Here is a 20,066-nt window from a genome sequence, read left to right on the forward strand (position 1 = left end):
AATTTGGTTCTTGTTGCTTATTTGCTCCTTTTAGGTAGAAGATTTGCCTGATGATTAATTATGCAGCACATTGTCATTTAAATGTACTGCGATTTTGATGAGTTAAAAATGCCAATGGTTATGCATTTTGTGGAGTAAGTGTCTGTCTGTTTTTTGTTCAGTCATGTGCTCAGGCGTAACGACAAAGGTTAAGTTCCGCATTATCCATCACTTTTGCTTTTTCACCTTTCATTACGCTTGCTAGCAATTGACCTGAACCACAAGCCATCGTCCAGCCCAGAGTTCCGTGTCCGGTGTTAGTAAAAAGGTTATCGTATTTAGTCGCGCCGATAATTGGTGTGCCATCAGGCGTCATTGGCCTAAAGCCGCTCCAAAACTCAGCTTGGCTGAAGTCACCACAACGAGGAAAAAGATCACGGATGACCATTTCGATAGTGTTTTTGCGCTTTTGTGGAAGGGAAGCATCAAACCCTGCTAATTCTGCGGTGCCAGCTACGCGAATTCTGTCATCAAATCGAGTCATAGCGACTTTATAGGTTTCATCCATCACAGTAGATCGAGGAGAGAAGTGTTCATCTTCCATCGGGATGGTGAGTGAATAGCCTTTGACAGGGTAGACCGGAATATCAATATCGAGTTGCTTGAGTAGCGCTGTAGAGTAGCTTCCAGAGGCCACCACATATTGGTCTGCTTTAAATTGTCCTCGGTTCGTTTGGACACCTATGATCTTTTTGCCTACTGTAACCCAATTGCTTACTTCAGTATCGAATTCAAATCGGACACCGTGTGCCTTAGCAAGCTCCGTTAGTTGTTGGCAAAATTGATGGCAATCGCCCGTTTCGTCATCAGGTAGATGCAAGCCACCAACCAGTTTGTCTTTCACAAGTGCAAGCCCTGGCTCTTGTTCAATACATTGTTCGACGTCCATTAGCTTAAATCGGGTTCCGCTTTGTTCAAGGAGCTGCATGTCCTTTTCAATGGCTTGCAGCTGTTGATGTGTTCGGAATACTTGCAAGGTCCCAAACTGACGTCCTTGATACTCAATGGCGTGTTCTTGGCGTAACTGTTCTAAGCAAACACGGCTGTGGTTAGCGATCGAAAGCATGCGAGCCTTGTTAACTTGATAGCGAGGTAGGGTGCAGTTCGCGACCATTTTACTCGCCCAGCGGATCATGTCGGCATTCAGAGTGGGTTTGATTTTAAGTGGAGCATGCTCCTCCATTAACCACTTAATGGCTTTAACAGGAACACCAGGCGCAGCCCAAGGCGAAGAATAGCCATATGAAATCTGCCCGGCATTGGCGAAGCTCGTTTCCATGGCACTGCTTGGTTGGCGGTCAATGACGGTAACTTGATAGCCTGCTTGAGATAAATACCAAGCAGAGGTTAAGCCGATAACGCCGCTGCCTAATACGATGACTTCCATTGATGCACTCCACACATTTATCAGAGTGCTCAGTTTCTTTTCTTTACCTTTTGTTAACAATCGATATAAATTACACACTGCGTTTAGAAAAACTATAGGCTCAAGGATGAAAAGTAATCTGATAAGTGGTTTGTGCCTATTTAGCCAAGTCGCGGAGTACAGCAGCTTTACTGGTGCTGCAAGACATTTACACCTCACCACTGGTGCCATAAGCCAACAAATTATTCATTTGGAAGCGTTATTAGGTTTTACTTTATTTGAACGCCACTCTCGCGGTATTCGTTTAACCGTAAAAGGCACTCAGTTACACCAAGCGACGCAGTTTCACTTTTCGGAACTGAGCAAATTGCTTGATGAGCTCAAAGTAGAAAAGCAAACCAATGAAATTCGTTTGAAGTTGACGCCTTCTTTTGCTTTCAAATGGTTAGTCCCAAAGCTCGAAAGCTTCCATCATGATAATCCGGATATCCAAGTACAAATCTTTGCGGAAGGTGCGCTGGTAAATAGTGAGATAAAAGACTATGACGTCGCAATTGACTATGGTCTTCATCCTTATAGAAATGCTAACGCGGAGCTGATTTTGGATGAGCATCTGCTACCGGTGATGAGTCCAAAATACCTTGAGGATCATGGCTGGCTAAAAACGTTGTTTGGTGAGCAAAAAAACTCAATGCCAGTGAAGCAATGGCAAGAGGCGACGCTACTACACGATGCGATGCCATGGGAAAAAGCGACGCGTGACTATGAGTGGCTATATTGGGCGTCAGCGATGGGGTTGGATTTTAAAACCGATATCGGACACTTTTTTAATCGAACGGATATGGCAATGTCTGCAGCCGAAGCTGGCGTTGGGATTGCGATGGCACGAATGGCACTGATTGAGGATGAATTGACGACAGAGCGTTTGGTTTCTCCATTCAAACCGATTTCTGCCAATGCAGGGTATTACTTGATCATGAACACACGTACGAATGCGACAGAAACGTTTCGTCACTGGTTACTTGGACAGTTGAATTAGCGTTTTATCTCTGTGATTCATCCCTACGTTATTTGTTGAAAAGTTGGGCAATATAAGTTTTATAAGCAAGGTAAGTGCTTTGCTTGCCGCTATTTGAGTGATGAAAGACAGGGAAGAACATGAAAGACGAAACGCTATCCATCCATTTTGGTTACGAAACTGACCCTACCACTAAATCTGTCGCGACGCCGATTTATCAAACAGTCGCGTACGAGTTTGATAACGCGCAGCACGGCGCTGATCTGTTTAACTTGGAAGTGCCGGGTAATATCTACACTCGCATCATGAATCCGACTAACGATGTTCTGGAAAAACGCATGGCGGCGTTAGAAGGCGGCATTGCCGGGTTGGTCGTGAGTGCGGGGAGTGCAGCGATTAACTATGCGATTCTGACGTTAGCGCAAGCGGGCGATAACATCGTTTCTACGCCGCAACTTTATGGCGGTACTTACACCTTGTTTGCGCACATGCTGCCAAATCAAGGTATTCAAGTGAAGTTTGCCAAAGATGACAAGCCAGAAAGTTTGGCCGAGTTAATTGATGAAAATACCAAAGCGGTTTACTGCGAGAGCATTGGGAACCCTGCGGGTAATATCATCGATTTAGAACGTGTGGCGGAGCTTGCTCATGCACAAGGCGTACCTGTGATTGTGGATAACACCGTTGCGACGCCAGTGCTTTGCAAACCCATCGAATTTGGTGCGGATATCGTAGTTCACTCTCTCACTAAATACGTTGGTGGACATGGCACCACATTAGGTGGCGTGATTGTGGATTCCGGTAAATTCCCTTGGGCACAGCACAAAGACCGCTTTCCTGTTTTCAACCAACCAGAGCCTTCTTACCACGGCGTGGTGTATACCGAAGCGTTTGGTGAGGCGGCATTTATCGGGCGTGCGCGTACCGTACCACTGCGTAATACCGGAGCAGCATTATCACCGATGAATGCATTTATGCTTATGCAAGGGTTAGAAACGTTACCGCTGCGTATGGAGCGCCATACCGAGAACACACTCAAAGTGGCTGAATTCTTGGAACAGAATGACAAAGTCAGTTGGGTAAGTTATGCCGGATTGCCAAGTTCTGAACACTTCCATCTCGCCGAAAAATACATGAAAGGTAAGCCTTCTGCGATTTTGTCGTTTGGTTTAAAAGATGGTTATGACTCTGGTGTGCGTTTTTATGATGCTTTGAAAATCTTTAAGCGTTTGGTGAACATTGGCGATGCAAAATCATTGGCTTGCCATCCTGCATCGACGACTCATCGTCAATTGAGCGAAGCAGAACAAAAACAAGCTGGTGTGTCTCCAGAGATGATTCGTTTATCGGTGGGTATTGAACATATTGACGATATTCTAGCCGATTTAGAACAGGCACTAAACGCGTAAAACGATTCTGTTTTTAGCTTTGGGTTACCCATAGGCCAGCCTTTAAAAAAGCTGGCCTATTTTTATTTTATTGTTTAAATATCAAGGGTTTTGGTGTTTTTGGTTTGTGGTATTCCAAAAGCTCATAGAGGGTGAGATTTATTCTCTTGTCACGTTTGGGTTTGTTCCTGATGATGTGTGCAAGTATTACACATTGGAAGGGACTCAAATGTCTTACGTATTTCACCGTCATTGCCATGCCACGCTACCAATCATCGATAGAGGTGAAGGTGTTTATCTATTCGATAAGCATGGAAAGCAGTATCTCGATGCTTGTGGTGGTGCTGCGGTATCAAACCTTGGCCACAGTCATCACGCCGTTAAAAAAGCCATGTTGGAACAGATCGAGCGAGTGCCATTTGCTCATACTGGATTTTTTACTAGCGACAACAGTGAGCGCCTAGCAGAATTGATTTGTCAGCACATGCCTGAACAGTTCAACCATGTGTATTTAGTCAGTGGAGGATCAGAAGCGGTGGAGTCGGCACTAAAAATGGCGCGGCAGTATTTCGTGGAATCAGGTAAGCCAGAGAAAAAGCAATTCATCGCGCGTCAGCAAAGTTATCACGGCAATACCTTGGGGGCTCTGGCGGTCGGTGGCAATGAATGGCGACGTGAACCGTTCAAACCCATCTTGCATCCGAGCCATCACATTGCCCCTTGCTATGCTTATCGGTATCAGCAGACTCATGAGTCGGAATTGGATTACTCATTACGAGCGGCGAATGAACTAGAGGCAAAAATTCTTGAGCTGGGGGCTGAGAATGTCATGGCTTTTGTCGCCGAGCCTATTGTGGGAGCCACAGCTGGAGCTGTGCCTGCGACTCAAGGTTACTTCAAACGTATTAGCGAAATATGCGACCAATACGATGTGTTATTGATCTTGGATGAAGTCATGTGTGGCGTTGGGCGAAGTGGCAGTTTTTTTGCGTTTGAGCAAGAAGAGGCAGAGCCTGATCTGGTTTGTATGGCTAAAGGGCTTGGTGCGGGTTATCAACCTATTGGCGCGGTGGTTGCGAATGATCGAGTCTATCAAGCTATTGCTGATGGAAGCGGTTTTTTACAACACGGTCATACTTTTATGGCGCACCCTGTGGCGTGCGCTGCCGCCGTGGCAACCATTGAAACCATCTTCCAAGATGATTTATTAACGGCGGTGAATCGGCAAAGTGCTTTGCTGCGTAATGAGCTTACTTCTGCATTGGCCCATTTACCGTATATTGGCGACATTCGTGGTAAAGGCTTGTTTTTTGGCATTGAGCTGGTGGCGGATCAAGAAAGCAAGGCGCCTATGAGTAAAACCACATTGGCAGACAAACGCATCAAACAGCAAGCAATGGAAAATGGCTTAATGTGCTACCCAATGGGCGGAACGATTGATGGCGTTAATGGGCACCATATCTTGCTTGCACCGCCATTCATTATTCAGTCTCATCATATTGATGAACTAGTCGGTAAACTCTCACTGACGTTAAAAGAGGTGGCGGAGACATGGAAGTAGCAAACCAATATTTGCGAGAACCTATCGCTATTATCGTGGCTCCAAACGGCGCAAGAAAAACCAAGCACGATCACGTCAACTTACCCATGACAACAGACGAACTGGTTGCAGAGGCTATCGCTTGTCAAACAGCAGGGGCTGCCATGATCCATTTGCATGCTAGGGACGCTAACGGACGTCATTCACTAGACATCGACGACAACATGGCAATTTACCATGCCGTGAAAGAAGCGGTGGGAGAAAACATGATGGTACAGCTCACCACAGAGGCGGTGGGCTTGTATTCTCCGCCACAACAGATGGCGTTAGTTAAAGCTGTGAAACCAGAAGCGGCTTCTTTCGCATTGAGGGAGTTAATCCCTGATCGAGCAAGTGAGAAAGAAGGGCATACCTTTTTCCATTGGGTGGCAGAAAACAACATCGTGAGCCAAATTATTCTCTACGATGCAACCGACATTGAACGCTATTTCCAACTGCGTGATACGGGCGTGTTACCTAAAACGCATCAGCATGCATTAGTGGTGTTAGGGCGTTATCACCAAGCTCAGCAGTCTTCACCATGGGATTTACGAGATTTGAATTTGGCGCGTTTTGTCGAGGAAGAAATTCGATGTGCCATTTGTGCCTTTGGCGCGCGAGAGCAAGATTGTTTAGCGAGTGCGATGTTACTTGGATTCGATGTGAGAGTTGGGTTTGAGAATAACCACGTCGATGTGGCAGGCGAATTAGCAATCAGTAACGCGGCTCAGGTGGAAGCTCTACGCGATGTGGCGCATCGCTTTGCGGTTCCTTTACACAGTGCGCAAAGTTTGCGTTCAGCTTTGAAGTAAATCTGCTCGCGGAAAAGAAAAAAAGAAGAAAGGAAAGTAAAAAGGCTCCATCGGAGCCTTTTCGGTATTTGTCGTTAGTTCTCAGTTTGCGCTACAGGTTGACGAGCGGGATGTTTGATAAACACCGCGACAACAGCCGCTATCGCTAATGCAAAACAGTAGTAAGAATTGGCAACTACTTCAAGTGGCGATAGGTTGAATACGGAACCTAGCAGCAGTACTTGAGCACCGTAAGGCAACACGCCTTGCACCACGCATGAGAAAATGTCTAACAAGCTTGCTGAGCGGCGAGGAGAGACATTATTCTCTTCCGCCAGTTGGCGAGCAACGCTGCCCGATACAATGATGGCTACGGTGTTGTTTGCCGTACAGCCATTGACCATTGATACCAAACCTGCAATACCTAGCTCGCTTGCACGACTGTTCGCATGCTTAGAGTGACTAGAGCCAAACGCGTGGATAAGGCTACTAACGAAATTTGTTAGAAAAGCAAGACCACCTTGGCGACGCATCAGTTCACTCAAACCACCAATCAGCATGGATAACAAGAAGATCTCTTGCATGTTACCAAAGCCTTTGTATACGTCTTGGGCTAGATTAGTTAGTCCGTAATTGTCAATCGATGCCAAGCTCACGCCGCCAGCCAAAAGAATGCCAATCGACAGAACCACAAACACATTCACACCAGATACCGCTAGGATCAAAATAGTGATGTACGGCAAGACTTTTAGCCACTCAATATCGCCAGTTGCAGGCACTTGAGTCGCAGTACTGTTGAAAGCGAACACTGCAATCGCGATCAACGCCGCAGGTAAAGCAATACGAATGTTCTCTTTAAACTTGTCTTTCATCTCACAACCTTGAGAGCGTGTCGCCGCGATGGTGGTGTCAGAGATGATAGAAAGGTTATCACCAAACATAGCGCCGCTCAGTACAACGCCTGCGGTTAACGGTAAGCTCATTCCTGCTGATTCAGCAATACCCAACGCTACGGGGGCAACGGCTGCGATGGTACCCATCGAAGTCCCCATTGCTGTTGCGATAAAAGCAGAAATCAGAAAAATGCCCGGTAAAATCATGCTGGTTGGAATAGCGGATAAACCAAGGTTCACTGTTGCATCAACACCGCCAGAGGCTTTTGCTACCGCAGCAAAGGCACCTGCAAGCAGATAGATCATACACATTGCGATGATGTCTGGGTGGCCAACACCACGCATGAAGTGTTCGATTGAGCGGTTAAGTTTCTCTTTACTTAAAAGAAACGCAATGATGATGGCTGGTAATACCGCGATGGGTGCAGGCAGCTGGTAGAAGGCAAATTCCACGCCTTGCAAAGATAAGTAAGTGCCTACGCCAATAAATAGCGCAAGGAATACAATTAATGGGATCAGTGCGACCGCAGACGGTGCAACTGTTTTAGTAGTTTGTTGGGAACCGGACATGTAAACGACAATGTTAATGATAAGAGAGAAGAGCAGACTAATATCACATTTCTACATTGTCAACGTCTAGACGTCTAAATGGCTGTTTAAATTTTACACGTAAAGAAAAAGATAAAAGCTCGTGTTGCGTATCTCACTGATACCACGAGCTTTAGTTATGCGCTAATGAAGAGACTGTCGTTATTGCATTGATTTGGCTTTTTTGCGTTTAACAATACCTAAAACCATCCACGTAAATAAGACAGCAGCAAATGCCCATACCAGATATTTGTATTCGGTGTACAGGTTGCTCAACACGCTTAAATGTTCAAATGCAAAGTGAGTTAACAAGCTGAATACCAATACCCAAACCGTCGCCGCGAGGGCGTTACCGAGCAAAAACTCTCTACGTGGCATTTTCGCGATACCGCATGCAAGAGGCATAAATTGCTTCATTCCTTCAATAAAGCGGCTGACCACCAAGCACGTAGGGCCGTATTTCTGGATAGTCAATTGAAGCGTTTGCATCTTCGGGCCGGAAATGTAGCCTTTTTTATCTAACCACCCCTCAAAGTAATAACCGATTAAGTAGCCACAGGTATTACCAAAAAAGCAGCTCAGCCACGATACCATCATTACCATACTTAGGTTCATGACTTGTTCTGACGAGAGCAAAGATGCCGCGATCATCAGTGATTGACCAGGCATCGGGATACCTATCCCTTCTAGAAATATACTGACAATCAGCGCAACGTAGCCGTATTGCTCAAGCAAAGGCTTCATTGACATGAGAAGTTCGTTAATATGTTCCAAAAGCTTTCCCCTAATAAAAGCGGAACGAAGTTGGAGTGATACTCCGAATGTCCTATTGGGTCAATTCTTGTTTCTCACCATTGAGAAAAACTGACATGCCTCTGATAATTGCGCAGAATCAACCTGCAGCAGGCTTTATTCGCCGCCACGCTCTTTGGTAGCGGCGAATTAGGGAGATCCTTATGACTCTTTGGCTTTGGTGAATGCACCATACAAATCAAGGCGGCGATGACGTAAGTTGGTGACAGAGCCTTCGGTATTAAGCTGTTTCAACTTAGTCAAATCAACATCAGCGAAGATTATCATTTCGGTGTTGGCGCTTGCTTCTGTCAAGGTCGCATCGTGTGGAAAATAGATATCCGACGGTGAAAATACGGCAGATTGTGCGTACTGGATATCGACATTATCAACACGAGGTAAGTTGCCGACACTGCCCCCAATTGCAACGTAGCATTCGTTTTCGATGGCTCGTGATTGGGAACAGATTCGTACTCGTTGGTAGCCATTTTTTGTGTCTGTCCAGAAAGGAACGAACACAATTTGTGCGCCTTGCTCGGCGAGCATTCTTCCCAACTCTGGGAACTCGCTGTCATAACAAATCAGTATGCCGACTTTGCCTGCATCGGTTTCGAACACTTGAACATTGTCACCACCGTCGATCACCCAGTCTTTTTGCTCATGGGGCGTGATGTGGATCTTATATTGAGCGTTTATTTCACCATCTCGTTGCAGCAAGTAGGCCACATTATACAACTTGCCATCCTCGATGACGGGCATACTGCCTGCAATAATGTTGATGTTGTAGGTGACTGCCATCTGCGAGAAGCGGTTTTTGATCTCTTCTGTAAAGCTAGCCAAAAAGCGAATTGCTTCGACGGAATTTTGGTCGTTTTGCAATCCCATCAGCGGCGCGTTAAAGAATTCAGGGAATAGGGCGAAATCGGCTTTGTAGTTCGCAAGAGAAGAGATGAAGAACTCAGCCTGATCGAGCAAGTCCTCTAAGTCATTCATAGCACGCATTTGCCACTGCACAACACCAATACGAATCAGCGTTTTTTCTACATCATGTACGGATTGAATATCCTCTTCGTAGAAGAAGTTATCCCACTCCAGCAGAGTTGCGTAGCCTTTAGAAGCACTATCCTCTGGCAAGTAACCACGCATAATACGTTTGACATCGAAGTCGTTTGCAAGCTGAAAAGACAAAATAGGATCGTGAAGCTCACGGCGTTTTATCTTGTCGATGTATTCAGCCACGCTCAGTTCGTCAGCATATTTGTGGTAATTCGGGATGCGACCACCGGCTAAAATTGCTTTGAAATTCTTACTCCGGCAAAGTTCTTTACGCGCATCATACAGACGGCGACCTAAACGCAGCCCACGGTAGTCCGGGTGAACAAATACATCGAGACCATACATGGCGTCACCGGTCACTTGGTTTTGGATGACGTTGTTCTCGGTGATGATGTCGGTGTACAGGTGAGGAAGTGAAAATCGGTTGTAGTCCACTTTGATTGTTAGCGCTGCGCCGACAATTTTTCCGTTATCCTCAATACAGATTTGTCCATCAGGAAACTGATGAATAAGATCCATGATGGTCAGGCGTGGCCATGAGCCACCAACATCAGGAAAAACAAGGTCCATTAATTCCGCGAGCTCTGGGTAATCGGTCGGCTCAATGGTGCGTAAAGAGAGTCTTGGCGTGTTGCTGTCCATATCGTACTATCCATTTATCCTTTTTAAATAGTATGGATGAGAATGCCATAAATTTGAGCAGACAGATACCGAAGTCTTTGAGTTGTTTTGGTTTACCTAAACGAGTTTAAAGAAACAACATTAACTTAGCTTGCTCTTCAGCCATTCGTGAAATGCCACTACTTTTTTAGCTGAAAGTCGATAATTTGGAATCATCACGTAATAACCATAACCGCTCTGTAAAGTTAGGTTGAGAACATGCTGAATGTCCCCTCTTAAAATCGAATACTGCGCCATAAAATCAGGAAGCAAGGCGAGCCCTTTTCCCATTCTGACAGCTTCGCAAGCTAGGTAAAAATGTTCGACGCCTACAGGTTGATAGGTAACGGGAGATTCTACAGTGTAGACAGTTTTAAATTGCTCCCATAGCTGAGGGCGAGTGATTTGAGGTATAAACGGATAATTACTAACAGCGTGCACACTCTCAATTGCAGGAGCATTTGTGCAACCGACTAATAACAATGTTTCTTCGCACAGTAAGTGGCTGTATTCATAATGTGTGGATAATGGAAGGCAGCGAATATGTAAGTCACTTTCGTTGCTCGAATCTTTGACGTTCCCATCCCCGGTACAGACTCTTACTCGGATGTTAGGATGTTGCTGGTGGAAGTCATCAATATTAGGTATCAACCAAAGGCTGGCAAAAGAAGGGGTTACGTCCACGGTGAGTAATTCTTGCTTTGAATCTGACTGGATTAAGTTGGCAGTTGCATGCTGAATAAGCTCCAAAGCTTCTGTGACTTGCGGCAGATAACGCTTGCCTTCTTCGGTTAACTCAATACCACTCGCCCTTCTTTGTATTAAAGGTAAACCCACCAATTGCTCCAGCGATGCGATTTGTTTGCTTACTGCGCTTTGCGTAATACATAGGGCATCCGCTGCTTTAGAGAAACTGAGGTAATTAGAGACCGCGACAAACGTCCTTAATGCTCGAATAGAAGGGTATTCACTGCCTTTTAACATACTTCAGTTCCATTAAACTCTGCTTAGGCAAAGAGTAGAGTATTCACGGCTTGAAGCAAAGTAAGATGCAACGTATGTGTGATTAGCTTCCTTTCTTATAAAAACTAGCTAAGCGTTTTTTGACTGATTAATCTACAAGAGTATTTTAGATGTTTATTTAATTTCTTTGAAAAATCTACAAATTAACAAGAATCTTTTTCACATCATCGATTAACCTCAATTTAGTATTGTTTATATAAAGTAAACAGACAGATCTTTTTTTCTGTTTTTGTTCGGCGTTCTTTAGAGGATTGTCAGTATTCTATAAAATTAAATATATTTTTCATTAATTTAAAGTTGGCATTGCATTTGCTCTTTACTATTCGAACCTTCAATGGAACTTATATTAGGAGAACGAAATGAAAAGCAATGTTGTTACTTTGATTAGCCTTTTTTCTTTAGCAACGTTTAGTACTTTATCACATGCTGCGGACTCCAACGATCATGGTGTATATGTTGGCGCCAACTACGGTTACTTAAAAGTTGATGGACAAGATGACTTTGATGATGACAGCGATGTTATTCAAGGTTTAGTTGGTTACCGTTTTAATCCTTACTTAGCGTTGGAAGGTGGTTACATTGATTTCGGTAGCTATGGTAATAACCTAGCAAATGCCGAAACGGACGGTTACACCGCAGCACTAAAAGTTACAGCCCCTATTGCTGATCGTGTCGACCTTTACGCAAAAGGCGGTCAAATGTGGTACTCGACGGATTACGACGTTGCGGGCTTCCAAGGCAACAAAGATGATGAAGGTGTATTCGCTGGTGCCGGTGTGGGTTTTAAAGTTACTGATAACTTCTTAGTTAACGCAGAATATATGTGGTACGACGTAGAACTCAATGCGGAGAATGTCGCGAACGGTGCAAACACGGAAACAGACTTTAACCAAGCATCACTAGGTGTGGAATATAGATTTTAATATTGTTAACAACTCTAAGCCCTAATAAAAAGCGAAGCCTAAATAGCTTCGCTTTTTCTGAACTCAATCTAGTTGAGGATAATAGAGCGTTTTTTAGAATAATTGTTCGTGCCTTTTACTGTCACTCTACTATATTTAGAGCATTTCTAACATGACTATCTAACCTTCTTACTAGTCTCGAAAAACAAAGTTTTATCACTCTATAAGTAATACTCGATAGGTCGATCGCTGCGCTACCTGACATTACATTCATGTGACCTAAAATACCGCGAACGTGTTCTGTATACTCGTTTTTTAGTTTTGAGATGTACGCCATAGCTTTAGCTAGTTGATCCCAAGCAGTAAGGCCTACAGTTGCTATTTGTTGTATTATATGACCCAGACCTGAAATTCTTAATAAGGTCAAAATTGAAGAGACTATTTTACTTACCCAACCATCAGTCATCCGAGCATTATATCTATTGTTGAAGTCAAGAAATACGTTGCGTTCTAGGTAAGCTTGAGATTTGGGTTGTAGTGCCGACCACTCATTACTTGTAGCGGTATTGACATAACCCGGAACAGATTTTTTTCCTAGTCCATGAGCGCAGAAGTAGATGCCAGAACTTCCATCTAGCCGATACTCAATACCACCGTGAGTAAATGGCCAAAGAGGAGACATAGGAACTGGAGTTGCATCATGAGTGCATTATTTAATTTCCATACAAGTCAGAGTCTATATAACCAAATAAGTTACATTGACTGTTCACGTAGTAGTCATCGTTTTCTTCATCATCAATTGAAAAAGCAAAGTACTTAAGAGGGTTCTCAGTGTCACAAGAAAGGTTAGCCATGTTATTTTTTACGTAATCCTCTATTTTATAACCATCAAAGCTTCCTTCCCAAATAATAGTACTTTCATCATTACTGAGTTCTGCGACTAAAACAATAGTTACATAGTGCTCAATAAGAGGAGTGCTTATGATGTTTTTATTTTCATAGACTGGAGAAAATTCAAAGCGACCAGTACTGTCTGTGAATGTTGATAAGTCTATTGATTTCCCTGAGGTGCTTAAACCAATACTAAGGCTAACCTTCAGGCTACTAAGTGGTTTTCCTTTCTTTGTTAACACACCATTGATTTTCGGTGTGTATTGATTAACGTGTTCGTCATTCAATTTACTTTCTTCAAAATTCATTACAATGCTCACTAATATGACGGTAATAATTCCAGCAACTTAATTTTTCACAACAATACTTTCATTTTGAAATTTAAAAATCTATATATGTTGTGTTTCTATTCAATATCTAAGGTTAATTTTGTAATTAGAGTTACATTATTTTTTGTAACTACTATTTGTAGTCATTACATCGATAGAGTTGTAATGAAACAAGCGAGTAGGGACTAACAATGAATGCATCAATCAATTCATCGAGGGAGATGAGTATAGGCTTTAGACTTAGATCTAGTTATCTCTTAGAAAGGATAGGTAAGCAGAAAACTTTTAAGTTGCAGGGCTTTTAGTACCATGCTCTCTGCCTTTTTGATTAGTACTTATGAACTTCTTGTTTACTGATTAATACTCAACGAGTTTGTAAACCTACATGGGCCAAAGGTATGCGGTAATCTATGTAGTAAGATTTCAGAAAGCATGAATGTTTGAAAAAAGAGACTATTTTAGTTGATACAAAAAAGGCCACCCGAAGGTGGCCTTTTCCAAACGTTTGGTGGAGCTGGCGGGAGTTGAACCCCTCGCGTTTTTCAAGTCATTGATTCTATTGGTTTAGGTTGTTTGTGTTTTTCAATGAAATTCAATTAGTACCGCATCTTAGTACCATTTTTTCATGGCTTCAAGGTTGGTTTCGGTTCAGCTCCTCGCTTGGGAGTTGAACTGGCATCCAATCATGTTCTAGTTATTTAATTGATCTTTGATGACTTTAACTCTATCTAACTGCGATGTGCTGGGTGAGTACAGCCTCAATTGTTCATAGTTTTTTACCAACCTGTTCTGTTGGCGCCGAGCTTGTCTTTCATTATGCTCTTCTTTGGCTTTTAACCACTTATCGAATTGACTTTGCATCTTCTCAATTAGCTTTTCAATTTCTAGAGCTTCAGTAGCTCTCTGATGTTGGTATTGCCAAGTGGAGAGTCGACGTCCTTTCTCTTTTTCTGTGGGGACATAGGTGCGGTAGTCAACACCAATATGTTTGAGAACTGATTGATTAAAAGCTAGTTTGATAATTTTGGTTGCTTGCTTTTGTTGTAGTTCTTTAAGAACTTTACCGCCAACAACCTTACCAATGATAAGGTGCACATGATCGCCACTACCTTTGTTGTCATCCTGAGCTTGCTGGTGCAATACAGCCCGAATTTGCTGTCTGTATTGTGCAAACTCTGATTTATTCAGTTTGCAAAGCCTTGCGAGTGCTAGACAGCAATCTTTGACAATGGATTGCCACTGCTCAGCGGTGGGCCTGTAGCCTTTTGGTAACGTAAGACAATATTCCATGGCGTAGCTAGAGAGCGGCCGCCCGCCTTTGCGTTTGAGTTGTTGTTCAAGCCTAAATTTTTCGCCTGCTAGAGCAATTCGGTGGGATGTTTCTCCGCAACCAAAGATCGAAATGAGTGCTTCGGTGCATTTGTGGTTGGCGTGTTTGGCGTTTAGCAGGTAACGTTCGCGCATCATTATGCCGTCAGAAGCGAGGCGAACGGGTTGTGTTGTTACAGTCCAGTTTTTAAGCATGAATCTCTATTTTTTATAAACATAGAAATTTATTTTTGTATTTGCAAATAACCTTTGAGTTATTTTTGTTATTTATGGCAGGTTCCAGATAGGACAACGGCTTCGCAATGTTATCCACTGGCAAGAATGGGGAACTCCCCCCTCTTAACTCCCCCCTAAAAAATTCCGGTACAAATTTGTAATAGAGATAAATACTTTTTACTATTTTAATAAACAGTATGGATAATCTTCCTTCGTCCGACTTGATCGGCTATATCATCGAATTGGAGAAATTCGAGTCTACAACTCTTTTAGACCAAGTCATTGAAAGAGCGAAACTAGCAGGTTTCGTGAGTGACAGTAATAGTGTTGAAAACCTGTCTAAACTGAATTGGATCAAGAAGGTTACGCAGCTTGCTGAAAGCTCGTTCAACCTTCAAGCCACAGTTGATGGCGAGCTTGTTGAGCTGAATATGTCGACGTTTAAGCAGCTTAGGCAAGAACGCGAAAAGCGAGTAAATGATATTTTGGAGTTGTTAGCTAGGTATATAATTGATGCAGCTCCGCCTTACAAAGGCTAAGAACTAGCGTTGTTTAAAATATGATCTCTCATTTAAAGTACCTGTAATAGGTGCTTTTTTGTTGTATGTCGCTGCGACTTGGAGAGTGGTGAGGTACAATCAGCACAATTTTTTCATATTCAATGTGCTGATTATAATGACTAACAACAATTTCTCTTCAACAGCAGCGTTTTTATGGTCGGTGGCTGACCTTCTACGTGGTGACTTCAAGCAATCGCAATACGGACGCATCATTCTCCCATTCACACTGCTAAGACGCTTAGAGTGTGTGCTTGAAGCGACAAAACCAGATGTACTGGCAAAATACGAAACAGTAAAAGCAATGCCGATAGAGGCGCAAGATAAACTGCTCACCCACGCAGCGCAGTTAAGCTTTTACAACACCTCAAAAATGGATTTAAACCGCCTTGGTGAAACAGGCGTAGCGAGTAACCTAGAGAGCTACATTCAGTCGTTCAGCCCTAATGCGCGTGAGATTTTCGAGCATTTTGATTTTTTCAACACCATTGACAAACTCGAAGAAGCGGATCTGCTTTACAAAGTTGCAAAACGCTTTGCGACCACCGACCTTCACCCGAATACCATCAGTAACTATGGTATGGGTTTAGTGTTTGAAGAGTTGATCAGACGCTTCGCGGAGTCCAGTAATGAAACCGCTGGGGAACATTTTACCCCAAGAGACATTGTTGAGCTGACCACCTCATTGCTCTTCACCAATGAAGAAGAGCTAACCAGTTCTGGCTTAGTGCGTTCAATTTATGACCCTACCGCTGGGACAGGTGGATTTTTATCGTCTGGTATGGAGTATGTTCATAAGCTGAATGAAAAAGCCTCTTTGTCTGCATTTGGTCAAGAGCTAAACCCTGAGTCCTACGCTATCTGTAAAGCGGATATGCTGATCAAAGGGCAGAAGGTCGATAACATCAAGCTGGGGAATACATTATCGAATGACCAACTCCGCAACGAAAGGTTTGACTATATGCTGTCAAACCCTCCGTTTGGTGTGGATTGGAAAAAGATCCAAAAACAAATCAATGATGAGCACACTCAAAAAGGTTTTGAAGGTCGATTTGGGGCTGGCTTACCACGAGTGTCTGACGGTTCATTGCTGTTTTTGCTGCACCTGATCAGCAAAATGCGTCCTCAAAGCGAAGGCGGTTCACGTATTGGCATTATTTTGAATGGTTCGCCACTCTTTACAGGCGGCGCTGGTAGCGGTGAAAGTGAAATTAGACGCTACATTCTGGAAAATGACCTACTTGAAGCAATTGTGGCTCTTCCTACCGATATGTTCTACAACACAGGCATTGCGACTTATGTGTGGGTTTTATCTTCTCACAAGCCAGCTAACCGCAAAGGTAAGGTTCAACTTATCAACGCTTCAAAAGAGCGAGCTAAAACTGGCGGTCGTGGTCGCAGTGGTGGCGGTGAAGTTGAAGGAAATGATGAAAATGTATTCTATGCAGCAATGCGTAAATCCCTAGGCAGTAAACGTAAAGAACTCACACCTGAGGCGATTGATGCCATCGTTCAAACCTACGGTCAGTTTGCTGAAAACTCGTTTAGTAAAATCTTTGACTACAAAGAATTTGGCTACCGTAGAATTACCGTTGAGCGTCCTCTTCAATTAGCGATTTACCCGAAAGACGAACTACGCCTTGAAGCCCTGCAAGCCGACAAAGCTTGGGCGAAAATGGATGAAACCACACAACAAGCCATCCTTGATGCGCTCGTTTCCTTTGAGCAAGAGAAATACTTGTCTCGTGATAAGTTCCTCAAGCAATTAAAAGCCAAACTGACAGCAGTCAAACTCAGCGCAGTTCAACTAAAACTTATCGTGAAACATATTAGTGAGCACGATGACGAAGCCGAAGTATGTAAAGCAAAAGGCCAGATTGAAGCCAACCCAGACTTACGTGATAACGAAAACGTACCATTAACTGAAACAGTTGCCGATTACTTTGCTCGTGAAGTTCTGCCGCACGTCCCTGAAGCGTGGATTGATGAAAGCAAGACCGACCCTAAAGATGGTGAGGTTGGTATTGTCGGTTATGAAATCCCATTCAACCGCCATTTCTATGTGTATGAACCACCGAGAGCATTAGAAGAGATTGATGCGGATTTAGATGCGGTATCGGCTGAGATTATGCAGTTGCTGCAAGAGGTGCACTCGTGAAATTTGCAAAATACAGCTCATATAAAGATTCAGGATTCAATTGGATTGGAGAGATACCAACAAATTGGGGGATTAAGCGAGTAGGTCATCATATTGACTTTATTACTGGTTTTGCATTCAAAAGTGAGCATTTTTCCTTTGATAGTGGCATCAAACTTGTCAGAGGCGATAATGTCACTGAAGGCATGTTGCGTTGGGGAGACAAAACCCGATATTGGCCCGTAATCTCCAATGATATTAAGCAATACTTATTGTGTGAGAAAGACATTCTAATAGGTATGGATGGCTCAAAAGTTGGCAAAAACCATACATTAGTACAAAGAGATGATTTACCGTTGCTTTTAGTCCAACGTGTAGCCAGATTACGTACTGATGAACAACTAAATTATAAGTACCTCTATCACCTTATAAGTAGCAACCTTTTCAAAGTGTGGGTAGCTCTTGTTAAAACTGATCCTGCAATTCCACATATCTCACCAGCGGATATTAAAGGATTTCCTTTACCTTTTCCGTCAATAGATGAACAACAAAAAATAGCCAACTTCCTCGATCACGAAACCGCCAATATCGACACTTTAATCGACAAACAAGAAAAGCTGATTGAGCTGTTAAAAGAAAAGCGCCAAGCGGTGATTTCTCACGCGGTGACTAAAGGGCTTAACCCAGATGCACCAATGAAATATTCTGGCGTGGAGTGGTTGGGTGAAGTGCCTGAGCACTGGACAGTAGGTCGAGTAAAAAACTTAGCTAAATTAATATCAAAAGGTACAACTCCGAGCACAATTGGAGGAGATTTTATTGATGAAGGAATTCGTTTTTTGAAAGGAGAGAACATTGGTAAATCGCTGTTTGTTAATCCATCTCCGACCTTCTATATATCTGAAGAGGTAGATGCCCAACTATCAAGAAGTAGATTACAAGAAAATGATGTTTTAGTAATTATTGCGGGAGCAACAACTGGTAAAGCATCAATTTTGACCAAAGATCTATTACCTGCAAATACAAATCAAGCGGTAAGCTTCATTCGTCCTAAAAAAGCAATATATTCAAAGTTAATTACTCTTTGGCTTTCAACTGAATTTGCTCAACGCATCATTTGGATGGGAGCAGTTCAAGCTGCTCAACCAAATTTATCAATGGAAAATCTAGGTAATTTACCAATTGTGTTACCTGATGAAGACGAAATAGCCTCCTTACTAAACGAAATTGATAAAAAGGTAGAACAATTTGATGCGCTAATTATAAAAGCAAACTCCGCTATTGAACTTATGAAAGAACGCAAAATAGCCCTGATTTCAGCAGCAGTAACAGGCAAGATTGACGTGCGTGATTGGGAGTTAAAGTAGTGGCGGTAAAAAACATCAAATCTCTGGCGCACTTTATCGCAGCTTGCTCGGAAATACAGGTAAAAGATGACCACACACTATTTTATCGTGGTCACGCTTCTGATGCTTTTACACCTTTGCCCACTATTTTCAGATACCAAAATGATGACTCAAAGAAAAGTCGTTATGTTGAAAACGAAGCTGAGTTATTCCATAACTTGGTGACGCAGTGTCCTGAAGAGTTTAAAGATTGTGTATCAACCTTCGATTTTTTGGTGAAAATGCAACACTATGGCTTACCTACAAGATTGCTTGATATCACAAGCAATCCTTTGGTCGCACTCTATTTTGCATGTTGCACACTAATCCCTGAGACATCTAGGGACACAAATGCAAAAAATGGACAGGTGCTAATTTACCAAGTACCCAATGATGAAATTAAGTATTTCAACAGTGATACTGTGTCAGTTGTAAGTAACTTAGCTAGGGCAGAAGCAAACTTTGATTTTTCAAATCCTGAGGAGCAAGGGCGCTTTCTTCACTCGATTCAAGCGGAAAAGCCTTACTTCAAACCTCACATTAAAGAAGAACATCTTCACTCTGTGATTTGTGTAAAACCAAAGCTAGATAACCGAAGAATAGTCAAGCAGAGCGGTGCATTCTTTTTGTTTGGTATGGGCAATAGAAAAACAGATTCCACCCGCATACCAGAGCATTTCCGTCCTGATGTTAAGCATATAGCGATCCCCAAAGGGTCTAAAGAGAGTCTGTTAAAAGAACTTGCTACTCTATCTATCTCGGAAGCAAGCCTATTTCCTGAAATTGACAATGTTGCTAGTTTCTTAAAGAAAAACATTAAGATAAAAGTGCAACCACAGGATGATGATTCAATCAATTTTGATGAGATAATTCCACCACTTTACCACACTGTTATTGTTGATCGCTTGATGGCAAATGAAGACCTTCTAGAGCAAATAAAAAACAACCCTGAAGAGCGAGCGAAACAGGGACTCTACCCCGACCTACTGGAAAAGGCGATTATCGAAAGTCAGGATGCTCATAACGAAATTGCTTTGAAATTACTTGTTGAAGATGATGCTGCAGAGCAGTTTTCAACTAACATTTTCAATCAGTTAAAGCAAAGAACTGTGGATATGGTATAAAAG

General features: G+C 43.0%; 16 protein-coding genes. 9 read left to right on the plus strand and 7 right to left on the minus strand.

The features are described 5' to 3' along the window. Positions 1–169 precede the first annotated feature (169 nt). Positions 170–1,426, minus strand: a complete 1,257-nt coding sequence (locus tag R7190_RS16725; protein WP_167415037.1) for a D-amino acid dehydrogenase — start codon at positions 1,424–1,426, stop codon at positions 170–172. 106 nt (positions 1,427–1,532) lie between these two features. Between R7190_RS16725 and R7190_RS16730 the strand changes: the two genes are divergently transcribed. From R7190_RS16730 to R7190_RS16745, 4 genes are all read left to right on the plus strand, one after another. Then, the gene (locus R7190_RS16730; RefSeq protein ID WP_167415038.1) at positions 1,533–2,444 is read left to right on the plus strand and encodes a LysR substrate-binding domain-containing protein; all 912 of its coding nucleotides are present in this window, start codon (positions 1,533–1,535) and stop codon (positions 2,442–2,444) included. Positions 2,445–2,563: 119 nt separating this feature from the next. Continuing rightward, a complete protein-coding gene (locus R7190_RS16735; RefSeq protein WP_167415039.1) occupies positions 2,564–3,832 on the plus strand; it encodes an O-acetylhomoserine aminocarboxypropyltransferase/cysteine synthase family protein in 1,269 nt (422 codons plus the stop codon). 208 nt (positions 3,833–4,040) lie between these two features. After that, on the plus strand, positions 4,041–5,372 hold the full coding sequence (locus R7190_RS16740) for an aspartate aminotransferase family protein (RefSeq protein ID WP_167415040.1): 1,332 nt from the start codon (positions 4,041–4,043) through the stop codon (positions 5,370–5,372). After that, complete coding sequence (locus R7190_RS16745; protein ID WP_167415041.1) at positions 5,363–6,202, plus strand: 3-keto-5-aminohexanoate cleavage protein; 840 nt, start codon at positions 5,363–5,365, stop codon at positions 6,200–6,202. Before R7190_RS16740 ends, R7190_RS16745 begins: the two co-directional genes overlap by 10 nt. Positions 6,203–6,276: 74 nt before the next feature. Here R7190_RS16745 and R7190_RS16750 read toward each other — a convergent pair whose 3' ends face one another. The 4 genes from R7190_RS16750 to R7190_RS16765 form a co-directional block, all read right to left on the minus strand. Beyond that, positions 6,277–7,644, minus strand: coding sequence for a Na+/H+ antiporter NhaC family protein (locus tag R7190_RS16750; protein ID WP_005381672.1), 1,368 nt, complete (start codon positions 7,642–7,644; stop codon positions 6,277–6,279). Positions 7,645–7,824: 180 nt separating this feature from the next. Beyond that, a complete protein-coding gene (locus R7190_RS16755) occupies positions 7,825–8,412 on the minus strand; it encodes a DedA family protein (protein ID WP_005383738.1) in 588 nt (195 codons plus the stop codon). Positions 8,413–8,616: 204 nt separating this feature from the next. Continuing rightward, a complete protein-coding gene (locus R7190_RS16760) occupies positions 8,617–10,152 on the minus strand; it encodes a bifunctional GNAT family N-acetyltransferase/carbon-nitrogen hydrolase family protein (RefSeq protein WP_005381670.1) in 1,536 nt (511 codons plus the stop codon). A gap of 120 nt (positions 10,153–10,272) precedes the next feature. Beyond that, positions 10,273–11,154, minus strand: a complete 882-nt coding sequence (locus R7190_RS16765; protein ID WP_005383740.1) for a LysR family transcriptional regulator — start codon at positions 11,152–11,154, stop codon at positions 10,273–10,275. Positions 11,155–11,552: 398 nt separating this feature from the next. Here R7190_RS16765 and R7190_RS16770 point away from each other — a divergent pair, with 398 nt between their 5' ends. Beyond that, positions 11,553–12,116 (plus strand): porin family protein, encoded by a 564-nt coding sequence (locus R7190_RS16770; protein WP_005383742.1) that lies wholly within the window; start codon positions 11,553–11,555, stop codon positions 12,114–12,116. A gap of 692 nt (positions 12,117–12,808) precedes the next feature. On the opposite strand, the gene R7190_RS16775 is transcribed toward R7190_RS16770, so the two are convergent. Further along, positions 12,809–13,294, minus strand: coding sequence for a DUF6795 domain-containing protein (locus tag R7190_RS16775; RefSeq protein ID WP_047102125.1), 486 nt, complete (start codon positions 13,292–13,294; stop codon positions 12,809–12,811). 711 nt (positions 13,295–14,005) lie between these two features. Continuing rightward, the gene (locus R7190_RS16780; protein ID WP_225452366.1) at positions 14,006–14,839 is read right to left on the minus strand and encodes a hypothetical protein; all 834 of its coding nucleotides are present in this window, start codon (positions 14,837–14,839) and stop codon (positions 14,006–14,008) included. Positions 14,840–15,057: 218 nt separating this feature from the next. Between R7190_RS16780 and R7190_RS16785 the strand changes: the two genes are divergently transcribed. The 4 genes from R7190_RS16785 (at position 15,058) to R7190_RS16800 (ending at position 20,063) form a co-directional block, all read left to right on the plus strand. After that, entirely contained in the window at positions 15,058–15,399 is a 342-nt protein-coding gene (locus R7190_RS16785) for a hypothetical protein (RefSeq protein ID WP_029837365.1), read from the plus strand. A 136-nt stretch (positions 15,400–15,535) separates the two neighbouring features. Beyond that, the gene (locus R7190_RS16790; protein ID WP_225452367.1) at positions 15,536–17,575 is read left to right on the plus strand and encodes a class I SAM-dependent DNA methyltransferase; all 2,040 of its coding nucleotides are present in this window, start codon (positions 15,536–15,538) and stop codon (positions 17,573–17,575) included. Next, the gene (locus R7190_RS16795) at positions 17,572–18,921 is read left to right on the plus strand and encodes a restriction endonuclease subunit S (RefSeq protein ID WP_225452368.1); all 1,350 of its coding nucleotides are present in this window, start codon (positions 17,572–17,574) and stop codon (positions 18,919–18,921) included. Before R7190_RS16790 ends, R7190_RS16795 begins: the two co-directional genes overlap by 4 nt. Next, on the plus strand, positions 18,921–20,063 hold the full coding sequence (locus R7190_RS16800; RefSeq protein WP_249054357.1) for an FRG domain-containing protein: 1,143 nt from the start codon (positions 18,921–18,923) through the stop codon (positions 20,061–20,063). Before R7190_RS16795 ends, R7190_RS16800 begins: the two co-directional genes overlap by 1 nt. The last annotated feature ends 3 nt before the right edge of the window (positions 20,064–20,066 follow it).

Source organism: Vibrio sp. 1078-1 (assembly GCF_033340475.1).